General features: G+C 57.1%; 20 protein-coding genes. 17 read left to right on the top strand and 3 right to left on the bottom strand.

All coding sequences use genetic code 11. From position 1 onward, the window contains the following. The first annotated feature begins 301 nt into the window (after nt 1-301). Together BBKW_RS08635 and BBKW_RS08630 are read left to right on the top strand one after the other, a co-directional pair. Entirely contained in the window at nt 302-802 is a 501-nt protein-coding gene (locus tag BBKW_RS08635; RefSeq protein ID WP_032744541.1) for a single-stranded DNA-binding protein, read from the top strand. 336 nt (nt 803-1138) lie between these two features. After that, a complete protein-coding gene (locus BBKW_RS08630) occupies nt 1139-1867 on the top strand; it encodes an MIP/aquaporin family protein (protein WP_033501458.1) in 729 nt (242 codons plus the stop codon). A gap of 232 nt (nt 1868-2099) precedes the next feature. Here the strand turns inward: BBKW_RS08630 and BBKW_RS08625 are convergent, their stop codons facing one another. After that, the gene (locus BBKW_RS08625) at nt 2100-3203 is read right to left on the bottom strand and encodes a glutamyl-Q tRNA(Asp) synthetase (protein ID WP_033501457.1); all 1104 of its coding nucleotides are present in this window, start codon (nt 3201-3203) and stop codon (nt 2100-2102) included. A gap of 208 nt (nt 3204-3411) precedes the next feature. Here BBKW_RS08625 and BBKW_RS08620 point away from each other — a divergent pair, with 208 nt between their 5' ends. The 4 genes from BBKW_RS08620 to clpB all read left to right on the top strand — a co-directional run bounded on the left by BBKW_RS08620 (nt 3412) and on the right by clpB (nt 8761). Then, nucleotides 3412-3819 carry an HTH domain-containing protein gene (locus BBKW_RS08620; protein ID WP_033501456.1) on the top strand — a complete coding sequence of 136 codons (408 nt, stop codon included), beginning with the start codon at nt 3412-3414 and terminating at the stop codon, nt 3817-3819. 220 nt (nt 3820-4039) lie between these two features. Continuing rightward, complete coding sequence (locus BBKW_RS08615) at nt 4040-4882, top strand: YggS family pyridoxal phosphate-dependent enzyme (RefSeq protein ID WP_033501455.1); 843 nt, start codon at nt 4040-4042, stop codon at nt 4880-4882. Between the two features lie 128 nt (nt 4883-5010). Beyond that, nucleotides 5011-5832 carry a fumarylacetoacetate hydrolase family protein gene (locus BBKW_RS08610; protein WP_033501454.1) on the top strand — a complete coding sequence of 274 codons (822 nt, stop codon included), beginning with the start codon at nt 5011-5013 and terminating at the stop codon, nt 5830-5832. 223 nt (nt 5833-6055) lie between these two features. Beyond that, on the top strand, nt 6056-8761 hold the full coding sequence (gene clpB / locus BBKW_RS08605; RefSeq protein ID WP_033501453.1) for an ATP-dependent chaperone ClpB: 2706 nt from the start codon (nt 6056-6058) through the stop codon (nt 8759-8761). A 155-nt stretch (nt 8762-8916) separates the two neighbouring features. Here clpB and BBKW_RS08600 read toward each other — a convergent pair whose 3' ends face one another. Then, nucleotides 8917-9774 (bottom strand): hypothetical protein, encoded by an 858-nt coding sequence (locus BBKW_RS08600; protein WP_033501452.1) that lies wholly within the window; start codon nt 9772-9774, stop codon nt 8917-8919. Nucleotides 9775-9946: 172 nt separating this feature from the next. Here BBKW_RS08600 and BBKW_RS08595 point away from each other — a divergent pair, with 172 nt between their 5' ends. From BBKW_RS08595 to BBKW_RS08585, 3 genes are all read left to right on the top strand, one after another. Next, on the top strand, nt 9947-11281 hold the full coding sequence (locus BBKW_RS08595) for a DNA recombination protein RmuC (protein ID WP_033501451.1): 1335 nt from the start codon (nt 9947-9949) through the stop codon (nt 11279-11281). 63 nt (nt 11282-11344) lie between these two features. After that, nucleotides 11345-11995 (top strand): type I phosphoribosyltransferase, encoded by a 651-nt coding sequence (locus BBKW_RS08590; RefSeq protein WP_033501450.1) that lies wholly within the window; start codon nt 11345-11347, stop codon nt 11993-11995. 407 nt (nt 11996-12402) lie between these two features. Continuing rightward, nucleotides 12403-13086 (top strand): TrmH family RNA methyltransferase, encoded by a 684-nt coding sequence (locus BBKW_RS08585; RefSeq protein ID WP_414635069.1) that lies wholly within the window; start codon nt 12403-12405, stop codon nt 13084-13086. Between the two features lie 111 nt (nt 13087-13197). Here the strand turns inward: BBKW_RS08585 and BBKW_RS08580 are convergent, their stop codons facing one another. After that, on the bottom strand, nt 13198-14154 hold the full coding sequence (locus tag BBKW_RS08580; RefSeq protein WP_033501448.1) for a type IV toxin-antitoxin system AbiEi family antitoxin domain-containing protein: 957 nt from the start codon (nt 14152-14154) through the stop codon (nt 13198-13200). Between the two features lie 657 nt (nt 14155-14811). Between BBKW_RS08580 and gatC the strand changes: the two genes are divergently transcribed. From gatC to BBKW_RS08540, 8 genes are all read left to right on the top strand, one after another. Beyond that, the gene (gene gatC, locus BBKW_RS08575) at nt 14812-15108 is read left to right on the top strand and encodes an Asp-tRNA(Asn)/Glu-tRNA(Gln) amidotransferase subunit GatC (protein WP_033501447.1); all 297 of its coding nucleotides are present in this window, start codon (nt 14812-14814) and stop codon (nt 15106-15108) included. 1 nt (nt 15109) lies between these two features. After that, entirely contained in the window at nt 15110-16639 is a 1530-nt protein-coding gene (gene gatA, locus BBKW_RS08570) for an Asp-tRNA(Asn)/Glu-tRNA(Gln) amidotransferase subunit GatA (RefSeq protein ID WP_033501446.1), read from the top strand. Between the two features lie 25 nt (nt 16640-16664). Continuing rightward, nucleotides 16665-18161: an Asp-tRNA(Asn)/Glu-tRNA(Gln) amidotransferase subunit GatB gene (gatB, locus tag BBKW_RS08565; protein ID WP_003833994.1), complete on the top strand. Its 1497-nt coding sequence runs from the start codon at nt 16665-16667 to the stop codon at nt 18159-18161. A 285-nt stretch (nt 18162-18446) separates the two neighbouring features. Next, a complete protein-coding gene (locus BBKW_RS08560; RefSeq protein ID WP_033501445.1) occupies nt 18447-19550 on the top strand; it encodes a GNAT family N-acetyltransferase in 1104 nt (367 codons plus the stop codon). Continuing rightward, nucleotides 19550-19861 (top strand): DUF2469 domain-containing protein, encoded by a 312-nt coding sequence (locus BBKW_RS08555; protein WP_003833998.1) that lies wholly within the window; start codon nt 19550-19552, stop codon nt 19859-19861. Before BBKW_RS08560 ends, BBKW_RS08555 begins: the two co-directional genes overlap by 1 nt. Nucleotides 19862-20038: 177 nt before the next feature. Further along, nucleotides 20039-21628 carry an NAD(P)/FAD-dependent oxidoreductase gene (locus BBKW_RS08550; RefSeq protein ID WP_033501444.1) on the top strand — a complete coding sequence of 530 codons (1590 nt, stop codon included), beginning with the start codon at nt 20039-20041 and terminating at the stop codon, nt 21626-21628. A gap of 271 nt (nt 21629-21899) precedes the next feature. Next, nucleotides 21900-23993 carry a transcription termination factor Rho gene (gene rho, locus BBKW_RS08545; protein WP_033501443.1) on the top strand — a complete coding sequence of 698 codons (2094 nt, stop codon included), beginning with the start codon at nt 21900-21902 and terminating at the stop codon, nt 23991-23993. A gap of 381 nt (nt 23994-24374) precedes the next feature. Beyond that, a complete protein-coding gene (locus BBKW_RS08540; protein ID WP_033501442.1) occupies nt 24375-24851 on the top strand; it encodes an Lrp/AsnC family transcriptional regulator in 477 nt (158 codons plus the stop codon). The last annotated feature ends 4 nt before the right edge of the window (nt 24852-24855 follow it).

Raw genomic sequence — 24855 nt, 5'->3', positions numbered from 1 at the left:
GATATACAGCTATATTATCGGATGCGGCACCTTGTCATATGCGCGCGTACAGGGTAGAAAATGGGCATCGTTCCTCCTTGGAAAGGTATCGAGGATTTCCCCTCCCGAAAACATAATTAGACAATATGTCTAATAAAAAATTATCCGTCCGGACGCAAGTTTTCAAGTCGTCGTCGGGCGTGCGATTCCGTTTCCTGGGACATGAAAAAACATTCACGGAGATCCCGGTTCAAACACTTCCTTCCCTGATCGCGGTCCATCATGGGAGCCGTCATGCGCGGCGACCACGGAAGGAAGAATCATGACGGCAAGCAAACCAACGAACGTCCTCGAAGGCAATCTCGCGTCGGAACCGAAATACCGGCAGGCCAATAGCGAGAAACAGGCGCGAATCGTATTCCGAGTCGTCCACAACGAACGATACTTCGACCGGCAATCGCAGCAATGGCTCGACGGCCGCAAGACCACGGTCGATGTCAGCTTCTACGGCCCAGCCGCCGACGGAATCGCCAAGAAGATGAATGACCATCCGGACATATTCGTCAAAGGCGCGAAGGTCATCGCATTCGGCGAAGTCGCGGAACCCGGCGCTTATCTGTCAGATGACGGTCAGCCACGCAGCCGCATGGCCATGCTTGGCCGGCGAATCGTCCCTGACCAGATCGCCAACGCGGAACGCGCGCTGAATGCCCAGCGAAAAGACGCGATGCAATGGATGACTGCCGCTCCGGCTGTAACTCCCGTCGCTCAGGCGGCTCCCGGCCAGACGTATGTGGGCGGCTTCGCGGCTCCGCTGATGTGACGCTGCGTCGCCAAAAGCCGAAATGCCGTCCGTTGTGGACGACTCGGAATACGATCCGCCGAAGAACAATAAAAGAGGTGAAGCCCGTATCTCGCAACCACTGAGATTCGAGGTCGCTTCGGCTGATTCCGGTGGCTTTCTGGGCATTGCATTCGGCTGGACATTCGACATCGCATCCTGCCGGCATTTCGTCGTGGGGCAAAGTGTACAATCGCCACGTTTGCTTTCGCGCCCAGCGAACAACCGTCGCCGGCTCCGCGAACGGATTTCCAATCACATAGAATGCCGTGAACAGTCAGCCATGCCTGCTGCGCGGCGAAGAGAAAAGAAGAAGCAGTGGAATACTCCCTCTATACCAAGCTGGCCGCCGAATTCTTCGGTACCGCCATTCTGATGATCTTCGGCAACGGCGCTGTCGCGAACGTTGAACTGAAGAACACTAAGGGCCATCATGCAGGCTGGTTGAACATCGCCATGGGCTACGGCTTCGGCGTGATGTTCCCGGTGCTCATGTTCGGTGGCGTTTCCGGCGCGCACATCAACCCGGCTATGACCATCGCCCAGGCGGTGAACGGCCTGTTTGATTGGAACCTTGTGCTGCCGTACATCATCGCTCAGCTGCTCGGCGCCGCAGTCGGTCAGCTTGTGGTATACATCACCTACTATCCGCATTATAAGGACACCGAAGACGCCAACGCCATCTTTGGCACTTTCTGCACCACTGACGCCCACAACGATCGTGTGAACTACTTCGTCAACGAGTTCTTCGGCACCCTCGTGCTCGTGGTCGGCGCACTGTGCTGCCTGTCCCTGCCGTGGGGTGAGGAAGACCATGCTGCCGCATCCATCGCGGTTGGTTTCATCGTGTGGGGCCTCGTGACCTCCATGGGTGGTCCGACCGGTCCTGGCCTGAACCCGGCCCGCGATCTCATGCCGCGACTGCTGCACGCCATCCTGCCGATTCCGTCCAAGGGCTCCTCCCGCTGGGACGAGGCTTGGATTCCGGTCGTCGCCCCGGTTCTGGGCGCTATCGTCGGTGTGGCCATGTTCAAGCTGTTCGTCTGATCGTCTGCAGTCATTCGTGATTTGTTTGTCTGACTGTCACATAAGTTGCGTTTGACATATAAGAACTGACATGCAAAGCCTGTTTTCCTCGGAAATTTTCTGGTTCGGGGGAAACAGGCTTTTTGCATGCCCATTATTGGCTGGTAGCGTTGCCTTGGAAGAGATATGCTGCCACCTGCGTGACGGTAGCATAAGACTGCGGAATAAGCGGAAATAAAACTGCGGAACGTGACTATAGTCCGAAATACGCGTTGAACTCGGCTTGGTCGAGTACACGATCCGAAGTGTTGGCGCGAACGGCGCTCCAACTGAATTCGCCAAGCGCTTCGGCGGCGTTCATAGGCTGCGGCTTGGTGTGTTCCGGATTGCCTTGCAATCCAAGCAGCCATGCGCAATAGCCGATGATCTGTTGCGCGGTGACGCCATGTGCCGTGAGAATACCAAGATCGAGCGAGCGTTCGCGTTTGGCGAGGCGTTGACCGGCCGCGTTGTCGATAAGGGGCAGATGCGCGTATGAAATGGCCGCATCGGCAGGTTCGGAAGACTGGAATCCCGCAGCGATAAGGGCTTTGCGGATATAGATTTGCAAAGCGTTGGAGCGTAGCAGGTCGCGGCCGCGCACAATGTCGGTGATGCCCATGTCAAGATCGTCCACGGTGACGGCCAGCTGATAGGAGTAGATGCCGTCCGATCGGCGGACGATGGTGTCGCCGATGTCTTGGGCGAGGTTGTAATGCTGGTTGCCGAACACTTCGTCGTGAAAGGCGATGGTGGTGTCGGTGGTGGCGATGCGCAGCGAATGGCGGTCTCCGCTGGCGAGACGTTGCTTCACGCGTTGCGGGTCGTTGGCAATGAGTCGGTGGCATGTTCCCGGATATACGGTGAAACGGTCGCCTTCCTGCGGTGCCGACGCGGCGCGGATGTCGGCGCGCGAGCAGAAGCAGGGATAGATGAGCGGCGTTGCGCCGGGTGCGTTTATGGTGTTGTTTGCGGTAGTGCCGTAGGAATCGGAATCGTAGGAACCGATGCCGATAGTGCTGATAGTATCGCTGATTTCGTCAATGTTGAGGTTGGTGAGAAGATTGAGCGCTTCCTGATATAGGGTGTGTCGCGCCGATTGGAATACTGGTTCGCCGTCCCAGTCGAGACCGAGCCAGCCGAGGTCGTGCATCATGGTTTCGGCAGCGCCGGGAACGACCCTCGGTTCATCGATGTCTTCAATGCGCAATCGTATGGAATCGCCTGTTTTACGTGCGGAAAGCCAAGCTCCAAGCATGGCGTAGACATTGCCGATATGCATGCGGCCTGATGGGGTGGGTGCGAATCGGCCGGTCATGGTGGCTCCTTTGATACATCGATGGTGACAGTATGCAACTGTACCTTCTGGGACTCATTCAGGTTCAGCGTAGGGCGATTCGGGTGGCGCAAACCCCCATACCAGTGTGTATAAGGTGGTAGTATGTGCCGTTCCGGTACGTTCGTTTGCGAAGGTAATCTGCGAGCGTGGAAAAGGTATTCCGTTTTGTCGGGTGAATGAGGTCGATATGACGAAAAGGCAGTTTAGCAACACGGAGGTCGAGTATCTTCGTGCGTTGCCGGCGGTTGAGTCGGTTACGCAGAACAGAATCACGTATTCGCGTGATTTTCAAATCAGCTGCATGCGCAGATATTTGGATGGCGAGAGGCCAAGTTCGATTTTCACGTCGGCTGGATTGAGTCCTGCGATTGTCGGTCGCAAGCGTGTGGAGCGTAATATCGCGCGCTGGAAGGTGGATCCGGATATCATGGCCGCCGCGAAAAGCGGAGGTTCGTCGGGGCCGTTGTCTGCCGAGACGCGCGAGCGACTGGTGTCCGTTCAGCTGGGGCAGATTCGGTCGTTGACATGTCAGGTACTTGAACTGAAGGATCGCATCGACGTTTTGGAACGGCAATTGAAAGAAATACAGAGATGAAGTGCGATAGCTGAAAAAAATAGATTGTTTTTTCGGCGCGTGTTTAGTAAATCTTCCATATAGTGATTGTCGGACGGAGTCTTTGAAGTCCCTCTTCTGCTGCCGTCTGTTTTATTGGCCCGTGCGAATATTGGTCGCTTTATCGCTTCGCTTCAGACCGTCGTACGGGCTTCTTCTTACTCTGGTAGAGGTAGTTGGGATTAAATGTAAGAGGCTGAACATGACCGCATATATGGATCATAAGAATCTTGCCAATGAGGTGATCGACGACGTGCGCGCCGTGCAGATCGCCGATGGCGTGCATCGCGTGTTGGATCGTATCGCGTCGGCCGAGCAGCATGCCGGTCGTGACGCGGGTTCCGTGCGCCTGCTTGCCGCTACGAAGACGCGCGATGTGGGCGAGATCATGGCGGCGATCGACGCGGGCGTGCGCATGATCGGCGAGAATCGTCCGCAGGAAGTGACGGCGAAGGCCGAAGGGTTGATGGCGCGTTGCGCGGAACGCGGGTTTGCGTTGGGTGTTGCCGACGATTCCGGCATCGCGTCCGCTTCAGACGATTCCGAAGTTGCTTGCGAGCGCATTCCGTTCCATCTGATCGGACAGCTGCAAAGCAATAAGATCGGCAAGGTGTTGCCGGTCGTCAATGCCATCGAATCGGTTGATTCCCTTGATCTGGCGGAAAAGATTTCACGTAGGGCGGTGGCGCGCGGCATCACCGTGGGTGTGCTGCTGGAAGTCAATGAATCGGGCGAGGCGTCGAAATCCGGTTGCAATCCGGCGTATGCCATTCGCGTCGCGCAGAAAATCGGCACATTGGACGGGCTCGAATTGCAGGGTCTGATGACCATTGGCGCGCATGTGAGCGACGAAACCGCCATTCGCCGGGGATTCGAGCATCTGCGTAGAACTCGCGATCATATTCTCGAATCGGGGGAGCCTGGCACGCAGTCTTGCCGTGAACTGTCGATGGGTATGACCGGTGATATGGAACTTGCGATTGCGGAAGGATCCACCATCGTGCGAGTCGGTACCGCGATTTTCGGCGAGCGTGCTTTTATCTGACGTTTTTCTTCCTGTGACGGGCCTTCGCATGCTGTGGTGGCCCGTTTTTTTTTGATGTTTTTGATTGTCGGGCGTCGCATGTCGATGATATGGACGATTCGACGATTGTTGCGGGTAGACTGGCAAGCATGAGAATCGCACGTTTTTCGCATAATGATGTACCGCAATACGCTTTCGTGCAGACCGATGAAAGCGACGGTAAGGACTATCTCGTAGCGCTTGAGGGGCATCCTCTGGCCGGTGCCGGCGTGAAGCCGACCGGCGAGCGTTTTCCGGTGGACGGCGATGGCATCCGTCTGCTCTCTCCGGTGATTCCGTCGAAGGTGTATGGTCTGGCCAAAAATTATGAGGCGCACGCGCAGTTCATGCATGAAGCCGGCCATTCCGATATCAAGCATGCTCCGGAAGACATGGTGATCTTCTCCAAGCCGAGTACGTCGGTGATCGGTCCGGATGATCCGATTGTGATTCCGTCATATTCGAACGACATGAATTTCGAGCCGGAAGTGGCTGTGGTGATGGGCCGCATCGCCAAGAATGTGTCGGTCGAACAGGCCATGGACTATGTGCTCGGTTTCACCTGCGTGAACGATGTGACATTGCGCGATCTGCAGGGGCTTGACCCGATGTGGACGCGCGCGAAGGGCTTCGACACGTCCTGCCCGCTCGGCCCGTGGATCGTGACTCGTGATGACTTGGATTGGAAGGATGCGAAGATCTCCTTCACGTTGAATGGCGAGGATGTCGAGCTGGCTTCCGGCACCACGGCGAACCTGATTCACGGCATTCCCGAGCAGATCGCCGCGATCTCCGGCTTCACAACGCTGCTGCCGGGCGATGTGATTCTGACGGGCACTCCGAACGCTTCCGGCCATCTCGATCCGGGCGACGAGGCGATCGTGCACGTCGAAGGCATCGGTAGCCTGCGCAATGTGGTAGTGCGCGGCTGATCGTCGATTGGCATATTGCGGATATGAAGGCTGTCACCTTTCGTGGGTGGCGGCCTTTCGTGTTTTTTCGCGACTTTTCGTTCAGTGAACAAAAGTTGAGTGTTGCGGACTCAACTTTTGGGAATAGAATGGTGGTGAAGTTGGTTGAGCATATCAGACAACGACATATGCGCCGGCACAACCGTGCGAAAACGGACGTTCGACGCGAACCATGGAGGATGATATGGAACAGAAGTTCACCACAATGGCGCAGGAAGCCATTTCCGACGCCGTGCAGAATGCGTCGGCCGCAGGCAACGCGCAAGTCGAAACCCTGCACCTGCTTGACGCGCTGCTGCGTCAGGAAAACGGCGTGATTCGCGGACTGATCGAAGCCGCGGGTGGCAACGCGCAAAACATCAGCGCAGCCGTGCACCAAGCGCAAGACGAGCTGCCGAGCGCCAGCGGATCGACCACCGCGCAGCCACAGGTCAGCAGGCAACTGTCCGCCGTGCTTGCGCAAGCGGGCAAGGAGATGCAGCAGATGGGCGACGAATACGTCTCCACCGAACATCTGCTCATCGCCATCGCAGCGGCAAAACCAAACCAAAGCGCGCAAATCATGGAACAATACGGCGTGACCGCCGACGCGTTACGCAAAGCCGTGCCATCGATTCGAGGAGGTGCGAAAGTGACCAGCCCTGACGCTGAAGGTTCGTACAAAGCCCTCGAAAAGTACTCAACCGACCTGACCGCGGCCGCGAAAGAAGGCAAACTCGACCCGGTGATCGGCCGCGATCAGGAAATCCGCCGCGTGATCCAGATCCTGAGCCGCCGCACCAAAAACAACCCGGTGCTGATCGGCGAGCCGGGCGTGGGCAAAACCGCCGTGGTGGAAGGCCTCGCACAGCGCATCGTCGCCGGCGACGTGCCGACAACCTTGCAAAACAAGAAGCTTATTTCGCTTGATTTGGGCTCCATGGTGGCCGGTTCGAAATACCGCGGCGAATTCGAGGAACGCCTGAAGAGCGTGCTGCAGGAAATCAAGAACGCCGACGGGCAGATTATCACCTTCATCGATGAGATCCACACCATCGTTGGCGCGGGCGCAGCCGAAGGATCCATGGACGCGGGCAATATGCTCAAGCCCATGCTTGCGCGCGGCGAACTGCGCCTGATCGGTGCCACCACGCTCGATGAATACCGTGAGAACATCGAAAAGGACCCGGCGTTGGAACGTCGTTTCCAGCAAGTGTTCGTAGGAGAGCCGAGTGTTGAAGACACCATCGCCATTCTGCGCGGCATCGCGCCGAAATACGAAGCCCACCACAAGGTGACCATCGGCGACGACGCGCTCGTGGCCGCGGCAACGCTGTCGAACCGGTATATTTCCGGCCGTCAGCTGCCAGACAAGGCCATCGATCTGGTGGATGAGGCCGCATCGCACCTGCGCATGGAACTCGACTCCTCGCCTGAGGAAATCGATGAACTGCAACGCCAGGTCGACCGACTCAAGATGGAGAAATCATACCTGCTTGGCAATCCGAAAGACGGTGCCGCCGCAAGCAAAGCCGAAAGCGAGCTTGACGAAAGCGCCAAGGAACGTCTCGACGACCTCAATAAGGAAATCGCAGACAAAAGCGAAAAACTCAACGGTCTGAAAGCACGCTGGGACGCCGAAAAGAACGGACACAACCGCATCGGCGACCTGCGCAAGAAGCTCGACGAACTGCGCACCCAAGCCGAACGGTACGAGCGCGAAGGCGATCTGGCGAAATCCTCCGCCATCAACTATGGCGAAATTCCGGCCATTCAGAAGGAGATCGCACAAGCCGAACAAAACGAGGCGGCGGCCAAGAATGATGCGGACGGCATGGCTGGCGACGACAGCGCGGCGGAAGACATTCCGATGGTGCCGGACCGCGTCGACGCCGATTCCGTGGCCGAAATCGTGTCCGACTGGACGGGCATTCCCGTCGGCCGCCTCATGCAAGGCGAAAACGAGAAGCTGCTGACCATGGAAGATTATCTCGGCAAACGTGTGATTGGCCAGAAAGAAGCTATTCAAGCTGTTTCCGATGCGGTACGCCGCTCGCGTGCGGGCATTTCCGACCCGAACCGCCCGACAGGATCGTTCCTGTTCCTTGGACCGACCGGCGTGGGTAAGACGGAGCTAGCCAAGGCGCTCGCCGACTTTCTGTTCGACGATGAAAAAGCCATGGTGCGCATTGATATGAGCGAGTACATGGAGAAGGCCTCCGTGTCTCGTCTAATCGGTGCTGCGCCGGGCTACATCGGCTATGAGGAGGGTGGCCAGCTGACTGAGGCCGTGCGTCGCCGCCCATATTCGGTGGTGCTGTTCGATGAGGTTGAAAAGGCCAATCCTGAAGTATTCGACGTGCTGTTGCAGGTGCTCGACGACGGACGCTTGACCGACGGGCAGGGGCGAACCGTGGACTTCAAAAACACGATTCTGATCATGACCTCCAACCTTGGCTCGCAGTTCCTGGTGAACACCGAACTGGATGACGAAGCCAAGAAGAAGGCCGTGATGGACGCCGTGCACATGCAGTTCAAGCCGGAATTCATCAACCGCTTGGATGAACTGGTCATGTTCCACCCGCTTACGCGCGAAGAGCTTGGCGGCATCGTGGACATTCAGGTGGCGCAGGTTTCGGCCCGCTTGTCGGATCGCCGCATCAAGCTAGATGTTACCGATTCGGCGCGCGACTGGCTCGCCAACACCGGTTACGATCCGGCATATGGCGCTCGCCCGCTGCGTCGTTTGGTGCAAACCGAAGTCGGAGACCAGTTGGCGCGCATGCTGCTGGCTGGCGAAGTGCACGACGGCGACACCGTGCTTGTGGACCAGACCGGCGGCGACCATTTGGAGCTTTCCTCGTGGGCGCCGGGGCAGATCGACGACAATTTTTCGGCGGAAGCTAAGTGACGGTCGGAGTCATTCGGCTGATCGGTTTGGCCTGACGGACTGTTGATTGGCCGAGTTGCGAAAACGGTTTTACCGTTGACGGTGGGCGGACCACGCACATGTGGGTCCGCCCATTTTTTTGTGCGACTGCGCTATTTTTCTTTTTGAAAACCGTTTTACCGTGACGGTTGTCGTTCGTATGCCTGCAAAACCAAGCCTGCGACCGTCAAAGCCGTCGCGCCGATCAACACGGCAATCGCAAGCTTTGGCTGAAGTCCGAAAATCAGCCACAAAGCGAACGTCCACACCGCGATGATCATCGTCACGGTTGCGGTAATCTGCGTTACCCGCGTGCGAATCTCATATGTGATGCTGGCCTGGATAAGCGTATCTAGGCTTTGCTGTGTTTCTTGTATTTCTTGCGTTTCTTGCGATTGTGCGGCCGGAATATCGCCTTCCGATGCTTTCCTTGTCATGGGACGTTGCTCGATCAGCGAAATCGCAAGCGACAGCACGGCGACCATGCTTGCGAAAGCGAAATATTGATTGCGTGACCCTGCGGGGAAAATCCATGACACCACGCACGCCAGCAGGCTGTAGACGTACACGACGGTCATGGCGAGCGATAGCAGCGAATCCGCGTTGGGCATGCGGTTTTTCAGGGCGGCGGTGCCACGATTGTGCATCGGCGCGGCGCAATAGAACATGACCGGCGTAGCTATGATGGCGTGCAGCCATGGATTGGCCAGCCAGTGGGGAAGTGTGATGCCGCCGAATGTCAGCATGGTTACGGTGAATGTAGGAATGGTCAGTATGGTTGCGATGGTGAGACGCTTGGCGATGTCGCTTCGGTGTGTTTCGCCGGCTGCCTCGTCTGGATTCACGGTGTGATTTTCGGAGGGCTTTTCATCGGTGATGCGCTGGCGGGAGGGGGCTATGCCATCGTTTTCGCTTAGGAATAGCCTGAGGATGGCCCAAGTGGTCACGGCCGCCGCAACAATCGCCGCCACCGTCATAAACAAATCGAATCCCATGTGTTTCCGAACCCCCGGATTGCCTCTTGAATGCCTCTCGAATATTCAGCGTGCTCGCGTTGCCGCATGTTCGTGAGCATGCTTTCGGCTCCAAGCATAATGCAGCTGGGCGCGGATGTCTTGCGAACTTTGATCTTCCATGATGTCTTGGGCATGCTGTTATATAGAACATATGTTCGACAATCCTGTGTTTGTGGTGATTCTTCTGGTGGTTGTGGCCGCGCTTGGAGCCGCGGCCGGCTTTTTTGCGGGCCGTTCCAAAGGGCAGGAAATGGCCCGTGATGCGAAAACCGCTGATCTTAACGAGGCGAAAGCGCAGATCGAAGCTGATCGTCAGGAAATCAGCGAATTGTCCACATCGGTGACCCAATACCGCACGCAGGCGGAAGGGTTAGCCCAACAGTTGACCTATCTCAAATCGCAGCTCGCGCAGGCCCAGCGGGCCGAACAGGAACGTGTGGAGCGTGAGCGTGAGCGTGCCGCGGCCGAAGCGGAACGCAAGCAGGCCGAAAACGAACGAAAGCTGCAGGAGCAGAGCAAGGTATTGTCCGCGCTCGCGCCCGTGCAGAAGAATCTTGATGCCCTGCAGCAGAAGGTTTCGCAAATCGAAGAGGGTCGCAAGCGGGAAATGGGTGCGCTTGGCGAGCAGCTCAAGGGCCTTGGCGAGCAGCAGGCCCGTCTTGACCGCGAGACCAACGCCCTGTCGTCCGCATTGCGTAACAACAAGGTGCGCGGCGCGTGGGGTGAGGCGCAGTTGAGGAATATCGTGGAATCCGCCGGGCTGCTGGAACATGTGGATTTCGATACGCAGGTGGTCGTCACTGATGCGGACGGTCGCACGCAGCGTCCGGATATGATCATCCACATGCCGGGCGGCAAAACCATTCCGATCGATGCGAAGGCCCCATATGCCGACTATCAGAAAGCGTGTGAAATTCCCGACACCGCCACGCCTGAGGAGTTGGCACGAAAGTCGGAATTGCTGCATGCGCATGCCAAGGCGGTGCGCGAGCATGTGAAAACTTTGGGTGACAAGGCCTATTGGAATGCGTTCGACGACGCGCCGGACTTCGTAATCGCCTTCATTCCCAACGAATCCTTGCTGCAGGCAGCTTTGGAAACCGATCCGACGCTGATGGACGACGCGTTTGCACGCAAGGTTGCTTTGACTTCGCCGATTACCTTATGGGCGGTGCTGAAGTCCGTGGCGTACGCATGGCAGCAGCAAAGCCTGACCGATGACGCAAAAATGCTGTTCGACCTGTCTCGCGAATTGTATGAACGATTCGCCGTGCTCGGGGACCGTGCCGCCAAGCTGGGATCCGCCATCACCAAAACGGTCGGTGCCTACAATGCGTTCGCCTCGTCACTGGAATCGCGTGTGCTGGTCACCGCACGCAAGCTGCAGCGCGTCGACCAGAGCAGAATTATCGAACCCGTGAACATGATCGCACCCGAAAAGGCCGATGTCCGCGAACTCACCGCTCCCGAAACCAGCGCGCAGTAACCTTTGCCTGATACGTGTCTGTATGAGGTAAGGTTTGACGAGCCGAAAGGATAGGCTAGGAACATGACCGAAGAGAAGACTTTCCGTAAGACCAAGTCGGTTGCTGCGACTGCCGATGCTCCCGCTCGTAGCGACATCGATTTCGCCATGCTTGAGCCGCGTGACCAGCTGAAGTCGCTGTTGCAGGCTGAAATGGCCGACAAGCCATTCTCGGAGCTTTCCTCCGTGCTGTTCGACCATCGTGGCGCTTCGATCGTTGGGCATATCCTGTTGGACACGTTGGAAGAGGCCGGTTATTCCGTGGACGATTTCGACGCGGTGGGTGCGTTGACCGCGGCCGCGGTTCCGCTGGTGTCCGCCATGATTCAGGCGGCCGCTTCGCGTGGGGAGAACCTTAACGGTTTCGTGATGGATTTCGTGTATCCGTCCATCAAGGGGCCTTCGATCGCAGGCAAGCGCGTGATTCTGCTGGATTCTTGGTTGTCTGAAAAGTCGTATGTGCAGACGTCCTCGTTGGTTACGTTGCGCAATGGCAACGAGCTGAGCCTTGACTTCTCCGTGGTGGAAAACGAGGGCGCTAAAGTGCTTGCCGTTGCATCGCTGATTGGTGGCGTCGATATGGCATCGCCTTCTATCAAGGTCATCAATCCGGTTGACGGAAGCGAATCCGATCTGCCGTTTGTGGAAGTATTCAAGGAATCGGAACTTCACTAAGTGTCGCAATACTAAGCATCGAAGTTTCGTGGCTTTTCGGTTGTATTGGTGGTTCGATGACGCTAGATATCGTGTTTCACGGAACGTTTCACGACTTTGCGTCTGGTTGAATCGATTAATGAGTTGTGAGGAGGAATCGCGTGCATCAGCCTAATCCCATCGATATTGCAGCGAAAGCATCCGGAGAGCCGGTCTTTCGTGAAGTGGGCGTAGGGCCGTGGGCTGAAACGCATCTTGGCGAGCCTCGTCCGGATGATCCGCAATCGCCGAATTATGACCGTCGATTCGATTCGTCTCTGCTTGACGAGGGTGATCGCCGTAACGTGCTTGACCGGTATCGTTACTGGACGGTTTCGGCCATCAAAGACGATCTTGACGCTCATGGTCGCCATGATTTTGAGGTTGCCGTGGAAAACTGGACGCATGATTTCAATATCGGATCGATGGTGCGCACTGCCAACGCATTTCAGGCAAAACGCGTGCATATCGTCGGTCCGCATAAGTGGAATCGCAAGGGCGCATTGATGACGGAACTGTATCAGCATGTCGAAAACCACCCTTCCATAACCGAACTGGTTGAATGTTGGAAACTGCGCATTGCCGGAGAAATCGCGGCGGCGCAATCGCAAGCCTCTGCAATCGCATTACATGTGCGCGAAAATGCGGAAAGTGGGCACGGTGCCGGTATGAACGATGCCGTTTCACTGAATGAAGGCCATGTTACTGAGTGTGCTCCATCTGGCATGTCAATGGATGCTCCAGCCGCAAGTGGGGCTGAAAATGGGAACAAGCTGGCCTATATGACGCAGCTGGCGGCGATCGATCAGCGCATTGCTGAGTTGAAGGCTGCGCGGGTGATTGCGCTTGACATCATTCCGGGTGCGGTGCCGATGGAAACGTATTGCTTCCCGAAGCGATGTCTTATGTTGTTTGGCGCGGAAGGCCCGGGACTGTCCGAGAAAGCGCTTGAGCTGGCGGATGATGTGGTCTACATTTCCCAATTCGGTTCGGTGCGTTCCATTAACGCCGGAGCTGCCGCTGCGGTTTCCATGCATGCCTGGATTGCCCAACACGCCGCGCCCCAGTCCTGAGGCTTCTATCGTTCCAAATCCTCCACCTACTGGAGAAATCTTCCCGGTGGCGAGCCTCTCAGCGTCCCGATTCCTCCACTTACTAGGGAAATCTTCCCGTAGATGATCACCCTATGAAACGCAAGGAACCCCAGCGCGCCGTAGTTTCGCAATCAGCGGTTTTTGCTGGACTGCATCGTCAAAAGTGAATCTGACGATTTCCGTAACTCCTGCGTGAAAAAGCGCCTGTTCGCGTTCTCTCTCGGCCTGCACGGTTTCCTGTATGCTTCTACGATTGGTCATTTGCGGATCAACGTATTTCGCGGTGCCGTCGAGTTCCCCGACAATGATTCGTCCATCGGCTTTGCGCCATAAAAAATCGACCCTGAACTGTTTTCCTGTAAGGGAATCAGTAAAGGGAACCTGTAATTGGGGAACCGCAAATCCATTTTCGATCATGACCGCACGGGCGAAAGATTCGCCGCCATTCTCGCTTCTCGCATCGGTATATCTCAGTAATTTGAAGATGCGTGAGCAGTCGAGGGTCGTGCGCGCACATTCTTGCAAAATCTGCTTTTCTTCGATTCCATCTGAAGCTGCATCGTCAAAAATCGGTAGAGAATGGATGAAATCTATCGTACGTCCGCAATCTAGCAGCGTACGAGAGGGATTCGTGACGGGAATTCCGCTTGCGATTACCGCTTTTCCTCTGGGGTATGGACTGTATATGATATTGAGTTTTTCGTGCGGTCGGTATGATCCGTGACTGGGCAGCGTTATGGTCAGTCCTTGCCGATGCAAGATTCGTGGATGGTCGAATCCGTGAGCTGCGGCGGCCGTTATTCCGGAGAAAACCCAGTTGGGGTGGAGATTCCCAAGGGCTCTGGCCATGTGCAACGATTGCTCTGACTCGTTGAACTGCTGCCAATATTCGGCGCGGATGAAGAGCCCCGGATACGGGCGCGCGAGATCGCCCGCGTGGTATCTGCGGTACAGTCCCTTCTGGATGAGAGGGTCGCTGCTATGTGCGCATCGTCGCGCATTTTCTGCTTGATCGAGCAGCGCATCGATTTGAGGATATGCTTTCATGGTTTGACGCTACCTTATTGAGATACTGCTAAGGAAGCGCGATTGGCAAATGTGGATAGAGGATGCCGTTTCGGGCGTGTCTGTGGATAACTCACGATTTTTGTGGATAACTGGCTGGTTGTTTTGTAGATAAAGGTTAATGTCAGCTTATCTCATGTGAATTTAGACTGTTTTCTTCTGTTACGGGGTATTTTGAGTATTGAGATACTGCTTAGAGTCCTAATTGTTCCAGTAGGTGGGGGATTTGAGACTTTATCAGGGTCTTCCGCGGGTGGATTTCTCCAGTGGATGGAGGTTTTTGGTCTCCTGTGGAGCGTCTAGCGGGGTGATTCCCCCCAGTCACTGGAAGAATCGGGACGATTGGAGTCCTGTCAGCGGGGTGATTGTTCCAGTAGGTGGAGGTTTTGGGATTGTGAGTGGCTGGTTTGCGGGTGGATTGTTCCAGTGACTGGGGGATTTGGGACTGCGCGCGTGCTTTTGGCGCGTCCCTGGTGCGTCCCTGATGCGTTTTTGGCGGGACTTTGGCGAGATGGTGTGCTGGTTGTGGCTGGGCTGTTGTTACTGGTTCGGCGAGGCCGTTGCGGCTGGAGCGTGAGGCTGGGGCGATGGGCGAAATGGGCGGGGCGCTCGTCACACAGACGCGTTAATGTTAGGGACATGCCTACTTTCACCAAAGAAGAAATCGTGCATCTGGGCGATTTGGCCCGAATTGCACTCACTGACGAGGAGATCGCCCGTCTGCAGGGCGATCTGAACGTCATCGCAGAATCTATCAACAAGGTCCAGGAAGTCGCTACCGACGATGTGGAACCTACCGCGAACCCGATTCCGCTGGAAGCCTACCTGCGTCCGGATGTGCCGGAAACCCCGCTGACTCAGGAAGAGGCAACCGCGGGCGCCCCGGTTTCCGAAGCCGGCATGTTTGTGGCACCGCGCATTCTGGGGGAGGAGTGACATGAGCGAACTCGTCAAGCTTTCCGCCGCTGAGATGGCGGCCAAGATCAAGTCCAAGGAAGTCTCCAGCCGCGAGCTGGTCGAGGCGCACCTCGAAGTCATCGAGGCTGCTGAGCCGAGCATCAAGGCCTTCCTGAAAGTGTCTGGCGAACAGGCTCTCGAACAGGCCGATGCCTTCGACTCCAAGTCCGATGAGGAAAAGTCCGCACTGCCGGAACTCGCCGGTGTGCCGATCGCCATCAAAGACATGATCGTCACCAAGGGCATCGAGACCACCGCAGCCTCCAAGATCCTCGAAGGCTGGGTGCCCCCGTACGATGCCACCGTCATTGAGAAGCTCAAGGCCGCGGGCATGCCGCTGCTGGGCAAGACCAACCTCGATGAGTTCGCACAGGGCTCCTCCACCGAGCACTCCGCTTACCAAACCACTCACAATCCGTGGGATACCGAGCGCGTTCCGGGCGGTTCCGGCGGTGGCTCCGCAGCTGCCGTTGCCGCATTCGAAGCTCCGCTCGCTCTGGGCACCGATACCGGCGGTTCCATTCGCCAGCCGGGTTCGCTGACCGGTACCGTCGGCGTCAAGCCGACCTATGGTGGCGTTTCCCGTTTCGGTGCGATCGCCATGGCTTCCTCGCTCGACCAGATCGGCCCGTGCTCCCGCACCGTGCTCGACGCGGCTCTGCTCCAGGAAGTGATCGGCGGCCACGACAAGCGTGATTCCACGTCCATTCCGGAAGGCCCGCGCCCGATGGTGGCGGCCGCCCGCGAAGGCATGAAGCGTGATCTGAAGGGCCTCAAAGTCGGCCTGATCAAGGAGCTCGGCGGCGAAGGCTTCCAGCCGGGCGTTATGGCACGTTTCAACGAGGGCGTCAAGAAGCTCGAGGAAATGGGTGCTGAGATCACCGAGGTGTCTCTGCCTCACCTGCCGTACTCCCTCGGTGCGTACTACATCATCATGCCGTCCGAGGTCAGCTCCAACCTGGCCCGTTACGATGGCATGCGTTACGGCCTGCGCGTCATGCCGCCGGCGGGCGTCCCTCAGACCGCCGCCAACATGATGGCCTACACGCGTGAAGCCGGCTTCGGCGACGAGGTCAAGCGTCGTATCATCCTCGGTACATACGCCCTGTCCGCCGGTTATTACGATGCATGGTACGGTTCCGCGCAGAAGGTGCGCACCCTGATCATCGATGACTTCAAGAAGGCTTTCGACAAGGTTGACGTGCTTGTTGGCCCGACCAGCCCGGTCACCGCATTCAAGTTCGGTGAGAAGACTGAAGATCCGATGGCTATGTATGCCATCGATATCACCACCATTCCGGCCAACCTTGCCGGCGTTCCGGCCATGAGCATTCCTGCTGGCCTGAGCGACGACGGTTTGCCGGTCGGCTTCCAGTTCCTCGCTCCGCAGCAGCGCGACGAAGCCATGTACAAGCCTGCTGCAGCTCTTGAAGCAGCTCTCGAGGAGGATTGGAACGGCCCGATCTGGCAGTCCCTGAAGACCCCGTGGCTCGACGGCTTGAACAAGTAAGAAGCATCGGAGGAAAGAAAACAAAATGGCTGAAAAGTTGATGAAGTACGCCGATGCCGTCAAGAAGTTCGACCCGGTCATCGGTCTGGAAACCCATGTTGAGCTGAGCACCACCACGAAGCTGTTCTGCCCGGCCGAAGTCTCGTTCGGCGGCGATCCGAACAGCCAGCTCACCCCGGTGAGCCTTGGTTTGCCGGGCTCTCTGCCGGTGGTCAACAAGACCGCTGTCGATTATGCGATCAAGCTGGGGCTTGCCCTGCATTGCGAAATCGCTGAATGGAGCCAGTTCGCACGTAAGAACTACTTCTACCCGGATATGCCGCGCGATTACCAGATCTCGCAGTACGACAAGCCGACCAACGGCAACGGCTATCTTGATGTGGAACTTGAAGACGGCACTGTGTTCCGCGTGCCGATCGAACGCGCCCACATCGAAGACGACGCCGGTAAGAACACCCACGTCGGTGGTGCTGACGGCCGTATCGAAGGTGCCGATCACTCTCTGGTCGACTACAACCGTGCAGGCGTGCCGCTGATCGAAATCGTAACCAAGCCGATCGAAGGCGCCGGAGACCGTGCCCCCGAAATCGCAGGCGCCTATATGCGCGCCATCCGCGACATCGTGCGTGCGCTGAACATCTCCCACGCTCGTATGGAGCAGGGCAATATGCGCGCCGACGTGAACGTGTCGCTGCGCAACAGCCCGTCCGACCCGTTCGGCACTCGTTCCGAAACCAAGAACGTGAACTCGTTCCGCGGTATCGAGAAAACCATCCAGTACGAGATCCGCCGTCAGGCCGCCATCCTTTCCGAGGGAGGCGAGATCCTGCAGGAGACCCGTCACTGGGATGAGGCTTCGCAGACCACCGCCGGCGGCCGCGTGAAGTCCGATGCCGACGATTACCGTTACTTCCCGGATCCGGATTTGGTGATGCTGCACATCACCAAGGAACACATCGAAGAGATGAAGGCCCAGATGCCGGAAATGCCGCGTGAGCGCCGCAACCGTCTGAAGGGTGAGTGGGGCTTCAACGATCTGGAGATGCGCGACGTGCTCAATGCCGATGCCCTGGATCTGCTTGAGGAAACCGTCAAGGCCGGTGCCACTGCAGCCGGTGCCAAGAAGTGGTGGCTGGGCGAGCTGAGCCGTGAAGCCAATAACAAGGGCGTGAGCCTCGAAGAGCTGCCGATTACTCCGGCCGATGTGGCTGAAGTCGAGAAGTTGATCGCCGACGGTAAGCTCAACGACAAGCTGGCCAAGCAGACCGTCGCAGGTGTGCTCGCCGGCGAGGGCACTCCGGATGAGGTCGTCAAGAAGCATGGCTTCCAGGTCGTGTCTGATGACGGCGCTCTTGAAAAGGCCGTGGATGAGGCTCTCGCAGCCAATCCTGACATCGTTGAAAAGCTCAAGAGCGGCAACATGAAGCCGATGGGCGCCATTATCGGTGCCGTCATGCGCGCCACTCGCGGTCAGGCTGACGCGAAGGCCGTCACCAAGATCGTGATGAGCAAGATCAAGTAACGTTTACGACGATTACTTGCGATTGCTGAACCGCATGAAAACGCACGTTCCAAAAAACTTGGAACGTGCGTTTTCTTATCTTTCCGAAAGAAAGGGAAAGAGCATAATCGCCAGTTGTTTTTCTTACTATCACCGACGTGTCTTTCAATACCAAGTTATGCTGATAGAGGAAGATGTACAACGATTGCCGCCGCGCCAATTCACAGCTGACGTACAGTCGGGTACAATACCCTCGGTATGGGTGCGGCGACGGTCGTGCCTGCAATGACGTAGGGGACAGGAAAAATGCCAGAGAATCTTGAGGTTGCAGCACAGGGGCAGTCGGACCAGCAGTCGCGTGAGCTGCCGAAACGTATCATCGTGCCGCCTATCAAGGGCGAGATGGTGCATCTACGCCCGGCCGTGATCGAGGATCTCGACCGCATGGACGCCATCGAGGCGTATGTCGGCGCTTCCGGAATCACCGGTAAGGACCGGGTTGCCGAGCGTGGCGCGGTGCGTGCATGGGTGCGTCGTTCCGTGGCATGGTCCCAAGGCGAGGCTCCGTTCGAATCCGGTGTGGGGGACCCGGAATCACGTCGCACGATCGCATGGTCCATCGTCACCGAAGCCGATCATGATGGCGATGGTGAGATTGACGCCGCGAATTCCGACAATGTGATCGGTATGATTTTCCTGATCGATATTGACGGTTGGGCTCGTTCCGCCCGCATACAGGTGGTGCTTGGTAAGGATTACCGGGGCCGTGGCTATTCGCGAGACATCATGCCGCGCGTGATGACGTACGGTCTTGCGCCGGAGCCGGCAGGCCTTGGCATGCATCGCATTTGGGTTGCTGTGCCCGAGCAGAACACGCGTTCCGTGTCTGTGTACCAGTCGTTGGGATTCGTGCCTTCCGGCCGCTCCCGCGACGCCCTGTGGAACGCCTCTCAGAACCGTTACCAGGATCTGATCGTTATGGACACGCTGGTTGACGAGTTTGATCCGATCCGCTCGCTTGACGCGTTCGGCATGCACGTGATCGAAGACAATCCGGGCGTCAAGGAGGCCTTGAGCGCACGCGAGCATTCGATCGCCATTCGACTGAATGAGAAGGATCCCACGAAACCTGATGCGGAAGGTGTGGGCGCCGACGATGCTGCGGCGGTTGCGCAATCCGTGCGGGAAGTTCTTTCTGACGGTGCGGATGATGTGGCTGCGTCCCAGCGGAAGAACGTCGAAGGCGTGGATGCTGCGCGGCAAAGCGAGCGTGACGATCGTAAGTCCGTTAATGGTGATGCCGATGTCGAAAACAGCTGGCCGTATACGGCTGGCGAGCGCAAGACGTCGAAGGAAGCTTGGTGGCGTACGCTCGGTCGTGGTCGCAAGCGTGATGTGGAAGGTAAGTGATGAGCGCCGAGGATCTCGATAACTACGAAACCGACGCAGAACTGGCTTTGTATAAGGAATATCGCGACGTTATTAAATTATTTACTTACGTTGTTGAGACGGAACGTCGTTTTTATTTGGCAAATAAAGTCGATTTCAACGTACGTTCCGCCGGTCAGGACGTGTATTTCGACGTGCGTTTGACCGACGCGTGGGTGTGGGACGTCTATCGTTCCAGTCGTTTCGTCAAGAACGTGCGTATCGTCACTTTCAAGGACGTCAATGTCGAGGAAGTGCAGAAAACCGATATCGACATTCCTGATTCCATATAGTCGATATGGTCGCGATCGCTTTGCTCGGTCTGATATTGCCTTGTTTGTTTTAGACTGCTTGGTTCGGTATTGCCTGACTTGGCTTGATTTTGTAAGCATTCGCACAAGATGCGATGTTCGTTTCCCTACCCTCGGGTAGACTATCAGGGATTTTTGTTTTCATAAGGAGACCTCAAAGTGACGCAAAAGCAATCCGTGGTGATTATCGGCGGTGGCCCTGCAGGCCTGACCGCCGCTTGGGAGCTCATCAAGGACGGTGGCTCCGAGAACTACGACGTGACCGTGTTGGAAGCGACCCGCGAATTCGGCGGCATCTCCCGCACCGTCAAGCATGATGGCAACCGTATGGATATTGGCGGCCATCGTTTCTTCTCGAAGGACGAACGCATCATGGATTGGTGGAAGGGGGTCCTTCCATTGCAGGGTGCGCCAAGCTATGATGACAAGAAGCTCGGTCGTGAGCACGATATGGAACCGGGCGGCCCGGATCCGGAAGTCGAAGACAAGGTGATGCTCAAGCGTCATCGCGTGTCTCGTATTTACTGGAACCGCCACTTCTTTGACTACCCGATTTCCCTGAGCGCCAACACGTTGAAGGCCATGGGGCCGAAGCTTACGTTGGTTGCCGGTTTCAGCTATCTGAAGTCCATGGTGCACAAGCTGCCGGAAGACAATCTGGAGAACTTCTACATCAATCGTTTCGGCCGCAAGCTGTATTCCATGTTCTTCGAGGGCTATACCGAAAAGCTGTGGGGGCGCCATCCGTCCCAGATTTCTGCTGATTGGGGTGCGCAACGCGTCAAAGGCCTGAGCATTATGGGCGTGTTGAAGAACGCGTTCCAGAAGCTCCTGCCGAAGAAGCGCAGCAATGCTGAGGTCGAAACCTCGCTGATCGAGGAATTCTGGTATCCGAAGTATGGTCCGGGCCAGCTGTGGGAAACCGTTGAGGCCAACTGCGAGGCGGCTGGCGTGAAGGTCATCACCGACGCGAATGTGGTGGAGATTCGCCAGGCCGACGGCAAGATCGCTTCCGTAGTGTATGAGGATTCCGAGGGCAACCGCACCGAAATGACGGCGGACGACTTCATTTCCTCCATGCCTGTCAAGGACCTCATCAACGCTGTGGACGCTTCCAGCAAGCCTGCGCCGAAAGACATGACCGAAATCGCCAACGGTCTGCCGTACCGCGATTTCGTGACCGTAGGACTGCTCGTCAAGCACCTGCGTCTGCCAAACACCACCGACATTCCCACCCTCGGCAATCCGCCGATCGTGCCTGATTGCTGGATTTACGTGCAGGATCCGGGTTACAAGGTCGGCCGCCTGCAGATCTTCAACAACTGGAGCCCGTACCTGGTCAAGGACGTAGACAACACCGTGTGGATCGGCCTTGAATACTTCTGCGAAGAGGGCGATTCCTTCTGGAACATGTCTGACGAGGAGGCGAAGAAGTTCGCCATCCAGGAGCTCACCCGCATGCAGATCATCAACGGTCCGCAGGACGTGATCGATTCCCATCGTGAGCGCGTGAAGAAGGCATATCCGGCCTATTTCGACACGTACGACCGCATGTCTGAGCTCGTGGAATACCTCGATTCCTTCGGTAATCTGTACTGCGTCGGACGTAACGGCCAGCACCGCTACAACAACATGGATCATTCCATGGCCACCGCCATCGAGGCTGTCGGCAATATCAAGAATGGCAAGACGTCCAAGAAAAACGTGTGGTCCGTCAATACCGACAAGAGCTACCACGAGGAAAAGTAAGCTTCGGTAAGTCCGACATACTGTTGTTGCAGACAAAGACCCGTCGTGTGATCGCATGACGGGTCTTTTGCATTGTGATTTGTGATTTGCGGTTGGCGTGAATACGTTGGCACGCCTGCGTTGCGTTGGTCTGGATAACGTTGTATGGTTAGAAAAGTTCGAAAACCGTGATATTTCGCGGCGGACTTTCAGTGGCGGAACATTTCCGTATCTCTTTTTTACAGCTGTCGTGGGCGTGTGCCTGCGGAAGCTAGGGGAAAGGCAAAAACCAGTGGCAACCAGCCCGAATCTTGAAGACATGAAACTGCCTGAGCTCAAGGAGCTCGCCAAGCAGATGGGCCTTCGTGGCACCTCCACCATGCGTAAGCCGGAACTTATCGCGACGCTTCAGGCCGCCCGTTCCGGTGGCGAGGCGCCGGCCGGCGTGACCGTACGCGCTCCGAAGTCCGCAGCGTTCACCGCTTCGGCAGCTCAGGCCGCAACTCCATCCGCAGACGCTGAGGTCGCGGCTGGTAAGGCCGAAGAGGCCGACAAGCCTGCTGAGGCTGCCGCAGTCAAGGCTGATGATGCTGAGAATTCTGAAAAGACGGCTTCCAAAACCTCTGGAAGGACCCGCGTCGAGCGCACTGAGCGTTCCGAGCGTTCCAGCCGCCGCAAGCAGGACGAAGCGCCGGCAGGCAAGGATGCCGCGGACGTTATGGCCGCTGTGAACGCTTTGGATAGCCTTGACGAGGCTCCGAAGCGCCGTCGTCGCCGTGACACAGAAGCGGCTACCGATCTGCTCGCCGAATTGGGACTGGATGATGCTTCGCCGAAGCAGGACGATCGTCGTCGCCATCGCAAGGACGATGAGGTCGATGCCGAGCCGCGTCGTCGTCGCCGTGTAGCGGAGGAGCCGAAGGATGAGGATGTCGTGCGCGATCTCGACGACATTCTCGCCACGCTGCCTTCGCAGGGCAACGAGGACGACGAGCGCCATGGCGAAACTGAGGATGGCGATTTTGCACGTCGTGTCCGTGGTCGTGCCAGCGACAGGGGAGATCGTGCGGATCGTCGCGGACGCCGTCTGCGTGGCCGTGACCGCGATTATGACGAGCGTGACGATCGTCGTGGCCGTAACAGCGATCGCAATGATCGCAATGATCGTGCCGACCGTAACGATCGCACGGAGCGCAATGTCGAACGAGAACAGCGCCACGAGGAGCCGAAAGAGGATCTCGTGCCAGTCGCAGGCATCGTCGACGTGCTTGATTCTTACGCTTTCGTGCGCACGTCCGGCTATCTGCCGGGACCGAACGACGTGTACGTCTCCATGGGCCAGGTCAAGAAGTACGGCCTGCGCAAAGGCGACGCAGTGCACGGTTCCATCCGCACCCCGCGTGAGGGCGACCGTCGTAACCAGCGTCAGAAGTTCGTACCGCTGCAGTCCATCGACTCCATCAACGGCATGACCGTCGAGGCCGCGCAGAACCGTCCGCAGTTCAACAAGCTCACCCCGCTGTACCCACAGGAGCGTCTGAAGCAGGAGACCGCGCCGAGCAAGCTCACTGGCCGTCTCATCGATATTGTGGCGCCGATCGGCAAGGGTCAGCGTGGCTTGATCGTGTCTCCACCGAAGGCCGGCAAGACCATCACCTTGCAGAACATCGCCAACGCGATCGCCACCAACAATCCTGAAGTCCACCTGATGGTCGTGCTCGTGGACGAACGCCCGGAAGAGGTCACCGATATGGAACGTACGGTGCAGGGCGAGGTCATCTCCTCCACCTTCGACCGTCCGGCCTCCGACCACACCACGGTCGCCGAACTCGCCATCGAGCGTGCGAAGCGCCTCGTGGAGCTCGGCCAGGACGTGGTGGTACTGCTCGACTCCATGACCCGTCTAGCCCGCGCCTACAACATCGCGGCCCCGGCTTCCGGCCGTATCCTTTCCGGCGGTGTTGACGCCCAGGCGCTGTACCCGCCGAAGAAGTTCTTCGGTGCCGCCCGCAACATCGAAAACGGCGGTTCCCTGACCATCATTTCCTCCGCTCTGGTGGAAACCGGTTCCAAGATGGACGAGGTGATTTTCGAGGAGTTCAAGGGCACCGGCAACATGGAACTGCGCCTAAGCCGCGAACTGGCAGACAAGCGCCTATTCCCGGCCATTGACGTGAACGCTTCCGGTACCCGCCGCGAGGAGCTCATCACTGATCCGCAGGAACTGCCGATTATCTACCGTCTGCGCCGACTGCTTGGCGGTCTCGAACCTGAGCAGGCCTACCAGACGCTCGTGCCACGTCTGAAGAAGACCGCGACCAACCGTGACTTCATGGCGTCGCTGATTCAGCAAAGCAGCAATAACGCGAATAACGGCAGCAATTGATCGCAATTAGTCGCGAGTGATCGCAATTTGCGGTAAGCAAGCCAAGGGTCGTATGGCAATCGTCATACGACCCTTTCGCATATCCTCAGGGCATTGCAGATGCATGGGTGATCACGTTGTGGACATGCGATACATAAATTCCGACATGCTAAAAAATACGAAAACAAAAGTTGAAAGACGGAAATCATATTGCCTTACAAGGGGAGATATGTAAAAAATAAAAGACAAGTGATTGAAAATCGAAATTCGTAGGAAATGTTACGAAAATGCGGTTGACGGATTGTGTGTTGGGGTGGGTATGGTAATGGACGAACTGTGAGCTGCATAGGGGGAGTCGGTCCCGCCGGGCCGGTGCAGAATGCTTGTTGGAAAGGGGTATGTATGACAGGCAACGGCAACGAACCCGACACCACGCACGCGAACGTGGGCCAATTCGACGACATCGACGAGACTATTCTCCGCATGTTGGAGGAGGATGGCCGCGCCACGCTGTCCCAGCTTTCGGACGCTACGGGACTGTCGATTTCCGCGGTGCAGTCGCGCGTACAGAAGTTGGAACGTCGCGATGTGATTCTCGGCTACAAGGCCGTCATCGACGATGAGAGGCGCGGGCTTGCTGTGCGCGCCTATATTGCGGTGACGCCGATCGACTATTCCAAGGAATCCGAGATTCCCGACAAGTTGCAGGATATCGACGGCATTATGTCATGCGATTCCGTTGCCGGTTCTCCCAGCTACATGCTGACAGTGCGTACGGCCTCACCAGGCAAGCTTGAGGATCTGCTGAATGTCATTCATCAGACGGTGCCGGTGAGCACTGAAACCACGATTGTGCTGCAACGGTACTTCTCCAAGTGACATT

It is taken from the genome of Bifidobacterium catenulatum subsp. kashiwanohense JCM 15439 = DSM 21854 (genome assembly GCF_001042615.1).
Lineage (GTDB): Bacteria > Actinomycetota > Actinomycetes > Actinomycetales > Bifidobacteriaceae > Bifidobacterium > Bifidobacterium catenulatum.
The sequence above is the reverse complement of the archived record's forward strand: the minus strand, read 5'-3'. Positions and strand labels throughout refer to the sequence as shown.

Bases quoted from the DNA above. Each gene is read 5' to 3' on its own strand.
- BBKW_RS08635 (WP_032744541.1), top strand. From the start codon at position 302: ATGACGGCAAGCAAACCAACGAACGTCCTCGAAGGCAATCTCGCGTCG.
- BBKW_RS08625 (WP_033501457.1), bottom strand. From the start codon at position 3,203: ATGACCGGCCGATTCGCACCCACCCCATCAGGCCGCATGCATATCGGC.
- BBKW_RS08620 (WP_033501456.1), top strand. From the start codon at position 3,412: ATGACGAAAAGGCAGTTTAGCAACACGGAGGTCGAGTATCTTCGTGCG.
- BBKW_RS08615 (WP_033501455.1), top strand. From the start codon at position 4,040: ATGACCGCATATATGGATCATAAGAATCTTGCCAATGAGGTGATCGAC.
- BBKW_RS08610 (WP_033501454.1), top strand. From the start codon at position 5,011: ATGAGAATCGCACGTTTTTCGCATAATGATGTACCGCAATACGCTTTC.
- clpB (WP_033501453.1), top strand. From the start codon at position 6,056: ATGGAACAGAAGTTCACCACAATGGCGCAGGAAGCCATTTCCGACGCC.
- BBKW_RS08600 (WP_033501452.1), bottom strand. From the start codon at position 9,774: ATGGGATTCGATTTGTTTATGACGGTGGCGGCGATTGTTGCGGCGGCC.
- BBKW_RS08595 (WP_033501451.1), top strand. From the start codon at position 9,947: ATGTTCGACAATCCTGTGTTTGTGGTGATTCTTCTGGTGGTTGTGGCC.
- BBKW_RS08590 (WP_033501450.1), top strand. From the start codon at position 11,345: ATGACCGAAGAGAAGACTTTCCGTAAGACCAAGTCGGTTGCTGCGACT.
- BBKW_RS08580 (WP_033501448.1), bottom strand. From the start codon at position 14,154: ATGAAAGCATATCCTCAAATCGATGCGCTGCTCGATCAAGCAGAAAAT.
- gatC (WP_033501447.1), top strand. From the start codon at position 14,812: ATGCCTACTTTCACCAAAGAAGAAATCGTGCATCTGGGCGATTTGGCC.
- gatA (WP_033501446.1), top strand. From the start codon at position 15,110: ATGAGCGAACTCGTCAAGCTTTCCGCCGCTGAGATGGCGGCCAAGATC.
- gatB (WP_003833994.1), top strand. From the start codon at position 16,665: ATGGCTGAAAAGTTGATGAAGTACGCCGATGCCGTCAAGAAGTTCGAC.
- BBKW_RS08560 (WP_033501445.1), top strand. From the start codon at position 18,447: ATGCCAGAGAATCTTGAGGTTGCAGCACAGGGGCAGTCGGACCAGCAG.
- BBKW_RS08555 (WP_003833998.1), top strand. From the start codon at position 19,550: ATGAGCGCCGAGGATCTCGATAACTACGAAACCGACGCAGAACTGGCT.
- BBKW_RS08540 (WP_033501442.1), top strand. From the start codon at position 24,375: ATGACAGGCAACGGCAACGAACCCGACACCACGCACGCGAACGTGGGC.